The sequence below is a fragment of the Clostridium sp. HMP27 genome, from assembly GCF_000765165.1.
Taxonomy (GTDB): domain Bacteria; phylum Bacillota; class Clostridia; order Clostridiales; family Clostridiaceae; genus Clostridium_AK.
This window is the reverse complement of the sequence record NZ_JMFY01000064.1, coordinates 1-11,056: the sequence shown is the minus strand read 5'-3', so window position 1 is coordinate 11,056 and position 11,056 is coordinate 1. Positions and strand designations below refer to the sequence as shown.

At 28.3% G+C, this 11,056-nt stretch carries 20 protein-coding genes; 19 read left to right on the top strand and 1 reads right to left on the bottom strand.

Going from position 1 to position 11,056, the window contains the following annotated elements:
* Positions 1 to 251: 251 nt before the first annotated feature.
* From DP68_RS18580 to DP68_RS18500, 18 genes are all read left to right on the top strand, one after another.
* The gene (locus tag DP68_RS18580) at positions 252 to 704 is read left to right on the top strand and encodes a hypothetical protein (protein WP_035312013.1); all 453 of its coding nucleotides are present in this window, start codon (positions 252 to 254) and stop codon (positions 702 to 704) included.
* A 105-nt stretch (positions 705 to 809) separates the two neighbouring features.
* A complete protein-coding gene (locus tag DP68_RS18575) occupies positions 810 to 1,169 on the top strand; it encodes a hypothetical protein (protein WP_035312011.1) in 360 nt (119 codons plus the stop codon).
* A 162-nt stretch (positions 1,170 to 1,331) separates the two neighbouring features.
* Positions 1,332 to 1,727 (top strand): hypothetical protein, encoded by a 396-nt coding sequence (locus DP68_RS18570; RefSeq protein WP_035312010.1) that lies wholly within the window; start codon positions 1,332 to 1,334, stop codon positions 1,725 to 1,727.
* A gap of 108 nt (positions 1,728 to 1,835) precedes the next feature.
* Entirely contained in the window at positions 1,836 to 2,342 is a 507-nt protein-coding gene (locus DP68_RS18565; protein WP_035312009.1) for a hypothetical protein, read from the top strand.
* Between the two features lie 145 nt (positions 2,343 to 2,487).
* Positions 2,488 to 2,724 carry a hypothetical protein gene (locus DP68_RS18560; protein WP_035312007.1) on the top strand — a complete coding sequence of 79 codons (237 nt, stop codon included), beginning with the start codon at positions 2,488 to 2,490 and terminating at the stop codon, positions 2,722 to 2,724.
* Positions 2,721 to 3,524, top strand: a complete 804-nt coding sequence (locus DP68_RS18555) for a hypothetical protein (RefSeq protein ID WP_035312005.1) — start codon at positions 2,721 to 2,723, stop codon at positions 3,522 to 3,524. Before DP68_RS18560 ends, DP68_RS18555 begins: the two co-directional genes overlap by 4 nt.
* Positions 3,525 to 3,552: 28 nt before the next feature.
* On the top strand, positions 3,553 to 4,395 hold the full coding sequence (locus tag DP68_RS18550; protein WP_035312003.1) for a YwqG family protein: 843 nt from the start codon (positions 3,553 to 3,555) through the stop codon (positions 4,393 to 4,395).
* A 67-nt stretch (positions 4,396 to 4,462) separates the two neighbouring features.
* Positions 4,463 to 4,639 carry a hypothetical protein gene (locus DP68_RS19825; protein ID WP_291550347.1) on the top strand — a complete coding sequence of 59 codons (177 nt, stop codon included), beginning with the start codon at positions 4,463 to 4,465 and terminating at the stop codon, positions 4,637 to 4,639.
* Between the two features lie 15 nt (positions 4,640 to 4,654).
* Positions 4,655 to 5,164 (top strand): hypothetical protein, encoded by a 510-nt coding sequence (locus DP68_RS18545; RefSeq protein WP_291550345.1) that lies wholly within the window; start codon positions 4,655 to 4,657, stop codon positions 5,162 to 5,164.
* A gap of 43 nt (positions 5,165 to 5,207) precedes the next feature.
* Complete coding sequence (locus DP68_RS18540; RefSeq protein ID WP_035311999.1) at positions 5,208 to 5,426, top strand: hypothetical protein; 219 nt, start codon at positions 5,208 to 5,210, stop codon at positions 5,424 to 5,426.
* A gap of 47 nt (positions 5,427 to 5,473) precedes the next feature.
* Positions 5,474 to 5,998, top strand: a complete 525-nt coding sequence (locus tag DP68_RS18535) for a hypothetical protein (protein WP_035311997.1) — start codon at positions 5,474 to 5,476, stop codon at positions 5,996 to 5,998.
* Between the two features lie 64 nt (positions 5,999 to 6,062).
* Positions 6,063 to 6,581 (top strand): hypothetical protein, encoded by a 519-nt coding sequence (locus DP68_RS18530; RefSeq protein ID WP_035311995.1) that lies wholly within the window; start codon positions 6,063 to 6,065, stop codon positions 6,579 to 6,581.
* A gap of 71 nt (positions 6,582 to 6,652) precedes the next feature.
* On the top strand, positions 6,653 to 7,084 hold the full coding sequence (locus DP68_RS18525; RefSeq protein ID WP_035311994.1) for a hypothetical protein: 432 nt from the start codon (positions 6,653 to 6,655) through the stop codon (positions 7,082 to 7,084).
* Between the two features lie 169 nt (positions 7,085 to 7,253).
* The gene (locus tag DP68_RS18520) at positions 7,254 to 7,988 is read left to right on the top strand and encodes a hypothetical protein (RefSeq protein WP_035311992.1); all 735 of its coding nucleotides are present in this window, start codon (positions 7,254 to 7,256) and stop codon (positions 7,986 to 7,988) included.
* Positions 7,989 to 8,101: 113 nt separating this feature from the next.
* Positions 8,102 to 8,488, top strand: a complete 387-nt coding sequence (locus DP68_RS18515) for a hypothetical protein (RefSeq protein WP_052085909.1) — start codon at positions 8,102 to 8,104, stop codon at positions 8,486 to 8,488.
* 75 nt (positions 8,489 to 8,563) lie between these two features.
* Positions 8,564 to 8,908, top strand: coding sequence for a hypothetical protein (locus tag DP68_RS18510; RefSeq protein ID WP_035311990.1), 345 nt, complete (start codon positions 8,564 to 8,566; stop codon positions 8,906 to 8,908).
* Positions 8,909 to 9,045: 137 nt separating this feature from the next.
* Entirely contained in the window at positions 9,046 to 9,432 is a 387-nt protein-coding gene (locus tag DP68_RS18505) for a DUF6678 family protein (RefSeq protein ID WP_291550340.1), read from the top strand.
* 63 nt (positions 9,433 to 9,495) lie between these two features.
* Positions 9,496 to 9,792 (top strand): hypothetical protein, encoded by a 297-nt coding sequence (locus DP68_RS18500; RefSeq protein ID WP_035311986.1) that lies wholly within the window; start codon positions 9,496 to 9,498, stop codon positions 9,790 to 9,792.
* 353 nt (positions 9,793 to 10,145) lie between these two features.
* Here the strand turns inward: DP68_RS18500 and DP68_RS18495 are convergent, their stop codons facing one another.
* Positions 10,146 to 10,493 carry a L,D-transpeptidase gene (locus DP68_RS18495; RefSeq protein ID WP_035311984.1) on the bottom strand — a complete coding sequence of 116 codons (348 nt, stop codon included), beginning with the start codon at positions 10,491 to 10,493 and terminating at the stop codon, positions 10,146 to 10,148.
* Between the two features lie 134 nt (positions 10,494 to 10,627).
* On the opposite strand from DP68_RS18495, the gene DP68_RS18490 reads away from it, so the two are divergent.
* A partial coding sequence (locus tag DP68_RS18490; protein ID WP_035311983.1) for a hypothetical protein occupies positions 10,628 to 11,056 on the top strand: 429 nt, incomplete at its 3' end.

Genomic DNA, 11,056 nt, shown 5'->3' with positions numbered 1-11,056 from the left:
CTACGGTTATACTATTTTTGTTGGTAGAATGATTTCCACAGATAGTGCTGCAGAGACGTTTTGGTTTAGTTGTATATTTGCAGTTGCAATCTTAGGGTTAGCAACAGTAATAGTTGGGTGTAATGAAAAAACGCTTAAACATAAGAATAGAGCAAATGAATAATCTTTTTATATTTGTTGAACAACGGTAATATATTGTGTATTAATAAGGCTTTAAAAACCATTACAATGATACCAAAGGCGGTTAAATAATGAGAGTTCAGGATATATTTCATATAATATTATTGATAGTTGTTGTACTTATTTATTTTTATAATAAAATGTTTTTACATAGTAAATATAAAAATATTTATTTTGTATATTTGCTAATGGCAAGCCTATCATTTTTAATTCATCTTATAGAATCATTTATTAATAAGAATTTCTTTGTTTTTCAGTATGGAGCAAATATGCTTCATGAAATTATGAGGGCATTATTTTTTACTTCGGGAGTATTTTTATTGGATATGATAATTAATGCCATTGGAAATCATTTATGCAGGAAATTAACAGTTAGGAAAGGTTTCTTATATGGTGTTTGCGTATTTGTACAAGTATTTATTGTATTATTTTTGTTATATAGTTTATATGGATTTATTGCAACTAATATTCTTCATAGATTTACATTTGATTTTTTTATGAATAGTGAGAATCCAGTTTATTAATAAATCACACCTTTGTATAATATTGTGAACTAATTCATTTGTTATTCTTATATAAATTAAGATTTAAAATTAACACCATAACATTTTTATTTGAGGGGGACTATTATGAAAAAGTATTTAACAATAACTCTTATTTTACTAATGCTTTTTACATTGTTTGGATGTAATTCAAATAATACTTCAGTGTCATCTGAACAACAAAAGGCAGTCAATAATAGTATAAATTATATTAAGAATTCCAAGTTTACTGCAAAAGACCGTATAAACACAAATATTATAACAATAAAAAATGCAGATGAAAAAACATGGGAGTTTGTATTTTCACAAAACTCCAAAGTAGATAAAAATGCAGTTGATTCTACTGACTGGATTATTACTATTGGTGATACTTCAAATCACGACTTTGCGGTTATTGTTTGTGACAGTAATACCTATGAAGTTATAGGGTACATGCCAATAAAATAGAACTATATATTATGGCTAAATGGTTTTATGGCTAATTTAAGACGCACTATTCTTATATAGTCTACTAATCATGAATTTAACATATTTAAACAATGGTAATTTAAGGCGAATTAGAGAGCTTAACATTTTGGAATTAAACATAGGAAGGAATGAGTTTAAACGATGTATTTTTGCTATAAGTGTAATAAGGAAGTTATCGAGGAGGAAAAATTCATAGCCTTCTATGGAGAAGTATTATGTAATGAGTGTTCAAAGGGAGTAGAACCTTGTAGCAATATGTTTAGGCTGTTATTTGACATTTCTGAGGATTTATTGGGAGTACATTATTATTTTCAGAAAACAGATTTAAGAATTAAATCCCAATTAACCTCTGTTGAACATAGTAGGGAAAGTATTTATATTCAATTTACAACTGGTAACATAGTAATTTCAGATACCTCAACAATAAAAAAGGTGAAAAAACCAAGCAATAATATAGGTATATTTGAATTTTGTTATATGATCAAAAACTCTGATAATGAGATAATTGGATATATAGGAAAAGAAAGTGATAAATAAATATATAAACTAAGAAATAATAATTATTAGCTTTCTTAAATTGTATTAATTCAGATAGTATTTCATTAGGTTTTAATAACCATGTTTAGAAAGTAGGTGTATATATGTATGAAGAAAAACAAACCAATAATAGAGTTGGATGAATCAACTTTTCCATTTATCATATATCCTAAGGAATATGTACTAACTATTCTATTCACTATTGTTGTTAGTTTAATTTCTATTTGGATAACATATTTATTAATTACAGATATACAAGTATTAAGTTTTGATTATTTTATGATTGTTATATTTACTTTAATATTAATTCTAATCTCTATATATTTTATCACGATATCATATTTTTTAATTACAAGGAGAATATTTATTGAAGTATCAAAAGAAGAAATTAAGCTAAGATGTCTAACTAAAACTGAAGTTGTATCAATAAAGGATATTACTATGATTTATAGACAAATGGGTGGAAAACAAGGAAGGGCATTTATTTTTAAATGTAAGAATACACAATGCTTTAAAATTCCAAACAATTGGTTTTCTGAAAAAGAGTTAATGGAATTATTCAATCTTTTAATGAAGTTAAACAATAAAATTAATCTAGATGTAAGCAATTTTTAATTAGAGCTAATATAAGAATGAGGATAAAGTATCATAAGTGCAAAAAAAATGATTCACAATCTTGTTATAAAATATATTAATCATAAGTCTATAATATTTGAACATTAGTAATATATTACGACTTTATAGAAGGAGTGATTTAGGTATGGATATTTTAAAAGATATAAATAAGTTCCTTAATACTTTAGAGGAAAACCAAATATTTTACCGCTTAAGTAAGATTAGACCCGAAAGTATTATGGTTGAAGTTGCGGTTCCAGGACAAAGATGGGAAATAGAGTTTATGGATGATGGAGCTATTGAGATTGAAAAGTTTATTAGTGATGGAACAATTTACGGTGATGAAGAGTTACAAGTTTTAATTGATGAGTTTTCAGAATGAGTTTGCAAGACAAATTAAGGAAAATTAAGATAGCACTTAGTATTCTCTCCTATATTGGAACTGTTATAATTGTGATAGTTATTGCAACTACAACAACTTTGGCCTACTTCCCTTTGCAATTATTTTTATTTGGCAGAGGAGACTACTTGTTGTTTGTATCTAATACCTTAAATATAATACCTGTAATTATGATTATGATTTTAATTATATATGGTTTTATTCAGATAAAAGAAAAGTTTTTTAAGAGGAGTAATGAGCAGATAGAAATAATAGAAGATGATGAAATTATAGATATTGAAACTCTTAGTAGGCTAGAGAAAGTTATCTTTAAACTTCTAAATAAGCTTGTAGCACTTGATAATACAATCACAAATATATTTAAAATAATAAAAATTTGCTATATACCAATTCTAATAATAGCTGTATATTGTGGAATGACAAGTTATTCAATTTTGTATACTGACAATATTAAGGTAAACTCTCCTATGGCTCCTAAGGGTGTTATATATAAATATAGTGATGTAAAATATGTTAACGTTGGAGTTAAAAAAGAAAATAAAAACTCCTATTCACCATATTATAAGGTTATTTTTAATGATGGTAAGTCTGTTGATTTTTTGGGTGGAAGTATGCATGAGGATAAGGACATAGGTTTTGAGTATATATTAAATGATTTAGATAAAAAATTAAAAGCTCAAGGTGTTATTAAAAGTGTAAATAAAGAAAACTTTGCGGAATATGCTAAGGGGCTAGATAAGGATTTTGTAAGTAGAGTAGAGGAATTGTTTAATAAATATTAAATTAATTTTCGCAGCGTGAGGAGAAATAATGATAGATTTAAATATAATATTTGACGAGATAAAAAAGAACGCCATAAAGTTTGATTTAAAAAGTAAGAGCAAAGAAGAGTTACCCATTGGAATATCTAAATTTGGAGGAAAACCGGATGTACCGAAGGATTTTAAATGGTTTTATTATGAAGGGGAAGACTACAACGGTGAAACCTTAAATCGTCCATTAAGTTTTTTAGCACAAATAAATTGCGAGGAAGTAAAAAAATATGATGAAGATGATTTGCTTCCTAAAAAAGGCATACTATATTTCTTTTATGAGCTTTCAACTATGACTTGGGGGTTTGACCCAAATGACAAAGGCAGTGCTAAAGTTTTTTACTTTGATGGGAATATAACAGACTTAATTAGAGCTGATTATCCAGATGATATGCAAGATGATTTTAAGTTGCCCGAAATACAGCCTAGCTTTAGCAGTAAATATGATTTGCCTTATTATGAGGAATTTAATGAAATATATGATTATGAGGATTGGGATGAATACGATGAAATAAGAGTATCAAAAGGTTATGAAGAAGAGGAAGTTATTAATAAGTTATTGGGATATGCAAATGTTATCCAAAATGGCATGTTGCTTGAATGTGAGAAAGTAACTAATGAAATTTACTGCGGGAATGAAATTGATATTGATTCAGAAAAGTTAAAGCAGATGGAGAAAAACTGCAGTCAATGGCAATTGTTATTCCAGTTAGACACCGTTATAATGGATGATTTTGAACTAATGTTTGGAGATTGCGGCCGAATATACTTTTATATAAAGAAAGATGATTTAAAAAACTGTAAGTTTGATGATTGCTGGTTAATTTTGCAATGTTGCTAACTAAGTTTAGCTCAATATTTTATATGTTGAAACCAAAGAATGATTAAAATTAAAGGAGCTCTAGCACATGTTAGATATACTAAAAGATATAATGAAAATCTTGTTAATATTTATAGGTGGATTGTTTTTATTATATCTATTAACAAGCTTTATTGAGCTTTTTCCTAAAGATATTCAAAAGATAGTGTTTTTAATAATGCTCATAGTGTACCTTATGATAAAGAGGAGATATAAAAAACTATAGGTGCTCACATTCCTCATGGGATTATTAAAGAAAATAGGCGGTGAGGAATATGCCAAATTAGTCGAGTGTAAAGACAAAGGGGGGCATGCATTGAAAGAAGTTACTTTAATCTTGGTTATATTTTTTTCTTTGGCTTTGATGATGTATTTAGGATCAATTGTAGGAAAAAATATATACTTACTCAAAAGAATAATTATTATTGAATCTAAGATATCACTATTGTTAATAATTTGTATGTGGATTTATTATAGTTTTGCAACTGGAATGTGGATTTCGAGAGATAATTATTTATTTAAATTTTTAATTCTTATATTAGTGTATAACATTTTTGTCTTTTTACTTGGCTTAAATAATGACAGGAAGATACTAAAGTTAGGTTATATAGATATCCCAACAAGCCGAGGATATGGACGTTTTGGAAATTCTGATGGCAGGCAATGTATTGGTTTTATCTATGTTCTTTGTTTAGTTGCTATTGCTGCGATTACAGTGACTAGTGGCGCATATTTGATTTATGGAGATTAACTAGAAGATTATGGTGTCTTAATTTAAGTGACTATGGAAATGTATGATTATTTATAGATGGAAGATAAAAGAGTACATTTATTGCAAAAGAATGCTTAATGCTACAATGGAAAACTTTATAGAAGAGAAAAAAGGAAAATACGGATTGGGTAATATATGTAGAAAATGTCAACATGAAAGACAGTCTTGTGGTGTAAGCAGGAGACAAATAAAAGCATCAAAGAAAGCAGTAAAATATTCAAAAGGTCACGTAAAACCATGATATTAAAAGGACTGTAAAATAATACTAAACAAATTAAGAGGAGTTATATGAATAATTCTCAATTTATTATTGATATAGTAGATTTATATTGGATAAATGGAGAAAAGGATAATCCAGAAGATTTATGTCTTCATGGAAAAGTTAATGCCAAAATAGGTGATGAAGTAGTTGCTGATAATTATCCTTGTACTGTTAGTTCAACAGCATTATATTTACTAAAATCTATAAAAGAAAACCATGTAATGGGAAAAAGTTCTAATCAAATGTTACCTTGCTGCGGTCATTTTATTATACCAAGTGATTATGATGAAACTGTTGAAATATGTGGCTGTCCTAATGGAATTGATTGGTCAGTTTTACATATAGATGGAGCTGTAAAATTGGTTACAGAAAAAGCTAATGAGGTTACCATTAATCTTAATGACTATATTGAAACAGTGTTCAACTTTGTTGATAAAGTAGAGGAGTTTTATAAGAAGAGTGAGGCAAAGAATATTCCAGCCGATGACTTTGATCGAGATGGATACATCAAGTTTTGGAAAGAATGGAATAATCGAAGGAACTTTCAATGATACTTGAGAACATAGTTCAACTAATTTAATACATAAATACTTTCAAAAGAAGGAGGTGAATATTATGGAAATAGTAAACAATCAAAGATTTATTACAAATTCTCAGATAGAGGAGGTTATTAATTTACTTGGTCAAGAATACAGGCCTGCTCGTATTGTTGTTTTTGAGAACGGGTTTGATGCATTTAAGTATCAAATAAAAAGGTGTTTACATATTACAGAATATGAAGTCAAAGGAATGCCTGAATTGCAGAATGGACAAAGTGTTAAATTAATGATTTTGGCAGACACATTAAAGATATTTTTAAACTATAAAAAAGATGCTGACAATAAAGAAGAAAAGCAAGCTGATATGATTTATGATTTAGTGGTGGAGCTAAGAAGAAGATATTGTTTAGGTGAAAAGATGAAAGAGAGACAAGAAGAACGTATTGAAGTTTCAGATATTGTAAAAGTTTATAGAGAATTAGTTAATGAGCCTCACGAAAGTTTAATATATGAATTTGCTAGTAATTTTATGAATCAAAATGCAGATTGGTTGTCTGTAATTATGAATTGGAAGGAAAAATGGATATTTGAATAGAAGAACTAGGTTAAATAGATATGCCTAATGGTCAATCCCCAGTATAATGCAAGTTTTTAGAGGTGATAAGTTTGAAGACATACTCTATTAGTACAGGAAACCCATACGAGCAGTTAATTATTAGTAATATCAGAGTTTCCTACGAGGATTTCAGTAATGGGAATCCCTATAATACCACTTTTAGCGTTAAAGTAATTTCAGGGAGCTTTTCAGGTATTGGCGAATTTGAATATAATATCAAAGATTTTATTATTTTTATTAAGGAAATAAGAGAATTATATAACTTTAAACTAAATGAAGTTGAATTATATGATACTGGTTATGGTTCTAATATACAATTTCACTTAGATAAAACAGGTCATATAACAATATTAGGAACAATATATGGAGATTCAATAGAACATAGTTTAACTTTTAAATTTTCCACAGATCAAACTGCAATTAAAACATTTTCTAATTCGCTTTATAAGGATTTTATTACTGAAAAAGCACATGGATTATAACCATATTCCTTGGTCTATAACTAGAAAGTTAAAATTATAATGTATGACCTAACAATACTTTGTGGTAGATAAGCATTTATGAAAAATACGTAGAATGATTTAGTAATAGAACAAATCAAAGATGTTTCAGGAATACACGCACATTATATTCTAGAAGGGGTAAGTTAAAATGCCAGTATTAAGGGAGATTAGATTTTATGTAAGTTATACACCAAGTAAAGAGATTGAAGATTTGCTTCTTGGAAAGAATGAAGAAGAACAAAATAAAATTACCGTAGAGGATTATAATAAAAACTATCAGCAAAGATATTTCCAATTTAGACTTGAGACAAGAAATATTACTTCTTTTTATGAGCGGTGTTTAAAGGGCTACAGGAATGATAAATGTAGTAAGATAAACATAGAGTGTGTGCCTAATGTGGTTATGGAACCTAGTGCAGTATTAGGGATATATAAAGTGCAAGTGGCTTTTAATGTTGATGATTTTTTTAAACTTGATGACTTTGAAAAAAAGAGAAAAACTCTTAATTTAATAAAAATGGCAATTACACAAATTGTAGAAAAAGAAAGATGGGATAAAACAATATTTGATGAGGCTTATAATCAAATTATCTCTGAAAACTATATTAATACCTGGATATGGAAGAAACGAAAACATAATCCCACTAGAAAATACATTGCTAAAGTGTTTTGTGACCATGATATCTATTCTTGCGATATTGGTATTATTATTACGGATAAGAATGAGCAAATAATAAAGAAACAAGTTGTTGTACGGGAGAAGCCAGATGAGTGGATGTTTGGAAAGCACTTTGGTGATTTAAAGTGGATTTCTAACAACGAGGTAGTATTGATTGGGAAGGGTGGTCATTCGCAATTTAGCGTAAAGATAGAAGAGCTTTAAAATTACAATTATGTTGCTGCACCTTTTTCCTATGGGATTTATTAATCGTAAAACTCTGATACATGAAGCATTGCAACATATGACGTAACAAAATAAATTATATGGGAAAAGGAATGAAGATACATATGTTGTATTATGAAGATTTTTCAAAATGGTTAAATAGTAATTTAGAACAGCTCCCTTCAGATATTGTTGCAGTTAATTTCAACTTGTATGAAGGTTCAAATCAAACCTACGATATTCAATTAATTGGGACTGATACATTTGATGAAGAAGATGAAGATTGGGCGTGTGAAGAGATATTTACAACAGGAGAAGATATATTTCTTATGCCAAGAACTGATGATATTGAAGATTGGGAAGATGGTCTTGACTTTATAACAAAAATAGTAAGGAAATATCTTGAAGATGGGAAATATGCTAATATGCTTAAAGGACTACAGGCAGTTGGTATTGGATTTGTAGATGGTGAAATCGAAATTTTACACCAAGCAAAATAAATTTAATTAGTTCGTCTCATTGTTATATTGTATCACAACAGTAAAATATGATGACTTAATAGGAGGCTTTAGTATATGGAATTGGTTCTGTTTATTTTTATTGCATCAATGATAGGTGCTTTAATTTATATAATAATTAAGAAAGAGAAACATATTTGGTATGTAGGTTTAAAGTATGAGTTTATTGCAAGAAAAATACATAAGTGTTTATTGAAAAAGGACCAAAAGTTGAGCATTGAGAAGGCTAAACCAATTATATATTCAATTATAGAAGAAAAATGGTTTATGAGTCTAAAAAAAGAACAGATTTATAATCTTATTTACCGAATTGAGGTATATTTAAATCAAAATAATGAAGATATTAGTGAATTTGGACTAAAGACACTCGTAAATAAATTTAGACAGGATAATAGGATTTAGGATTATTGAAAGGCATATACATTATATATTGTGTCACAACATTCTTGTATGACGAACTAAATAATTTATAAAAACCAGTATAGTTAGGTGGTGAATATTAAATGCATAGTAATGAGGTGCAATTCAGGATAAAAAAATTGAAGAGAAAGGTAATATCTATTGTAGAACAGAAAAGTATGACTTCTATTATGAATAACACCAAATGGTTTGAATTGCAAAGTTCTGTAATGAAGTTACCATTTTTACCTCCATATGAAATAAAGTATGTAACTGATATTTATGAACCAGAACAATTTGATAAAGATGTTTGCTATACTGGTAATTGGGATGATGAATTATTATTACCGTTCTTTAACATAGAATGGGTAAAAGTTAGACCAAGGTATATTAAAAATAGAGGACTCTTAGTTGATGGTGAAATTGTTGATGAAACAGAGAGGTTTATAGATATCTTAGAAAAGTATTGCATACCTTATGAAGAAGAAAATGGTGCAGTTATTATTTATGGATACAGAAAGTTATAGAAAAAGTATAATAACAATTATGTCACATTCTATAATATTATAATTAGATAGGAGTATAATTCTATGCAATGCTTTTGTAAAGAAGAAAGTTATGATTTAGTGGTTGAGGTGGATCTTGGTGCAGATCCAATTTGGTGCGGAAAATGTGGCTGTAATCTTAATTTAGAAGAAATTCCTCTGACTGAAAAACTAAAATACCAATTTATGAGTTGGGTACAAGCGTATTCCAAATCAGTGATTGACGAATCAGAGTATATTTATGAAGTAACACATCAGCATAATAAAAATGGTATAAAACTGGCACAGAAGGCACAAAGCGAACTTGGTAATAAATATACAATCTCGTACAAGGCTTCCTAATGAATTTCCTTAGTTGATTTTATATTTATAAATAAGTTTGTTTTATTTTTCTAGAGTTAAGGATTTTTATAATCCAATTTAATTTGTGAGATTCATAGCAATATAGCTTATTATATTACTATGAATCTTTATTATTTAATCCACAGGAAGTTTATATTTTATTATAACATCAGATTTATTAAAAACTTCTATACTATAAATTTTATCTTTTAACCATAGCTTTATGTTGGCCGGATCATTTAATAATAATATTTCAAGGGATACTCTTTTTTTAGCTGCTTGAAGGTCTTCAAGGTCTATAATTCCAGCTTCAAAAGTAGTAATTTTAAATCATCCTAGCACCTAATAAAAAACTACTGATTAATAATTTGTACTGGAGTTCCAATAGGAACTGTATTGGCAAGCTCCAAAACATCTTTATTCTGCATTCTAATACATCCATTAGATACTCTTGTTCCAATAGATGCTGGATTATTTGTTCCATGTATTCCGTATCCTGGTTTATTTAAACCTAGCCATCTAACTCCAAAAGGCCCACCAGGATTAACAGCTCTATTTATTATCTTGAAGTTTCCTAAAGGAGTAGGTGTAGAGGGTTTACCGAATGACCTGATACCTGGGTAAATATAACTTTGGAATAAAATGCTTATAGTATTTAAAAGAAGTCCTTTGTATAATTGTAATATATTACATAATGGCATTTGAGAGTTTAAAAATACAAAGTAACTATGCTATAAGAAAAATGTGGACAAAGACTTAAATTAGTAAGACCATAATTATGAAGGTAACATATAAGTTGTATTAAGTTAATAAAGTCAGGAGAATCAGTGGAATAATGAAATATGTCTTCTATACATTGTTAAAAGCCAACGATTGTGAAGCACGATTAAAAGAAATTATTAATCCCAATATTTTTCCTCGAGAAGGATTTGTAGGATGGGTTAGAAAAAGGGAATTTAGAATTGAAAGCCGAGATAAATATGTGAGAAATTCAGCTAATCGGATTTTATATGGACAATTATCAGAAATAGATGATGGAACGAAAATTGAATGTACGTGGAAACTTCCAATTTTGATCCTATTTATGTATATAGGAATGGCGCTATTGTTTGGAGTGTATTCAATAAAGGCAGCAGCTCTTTTTATAAATTATGTAACAGGTGCATTTCCAAGTATAGTTAACAGTAAAAAAGATATATTTAATGCATTAATAGCGTTACCAGTCTCTATTGTAATTATTTTGTTGGGTAAAGAAATAAGCAAG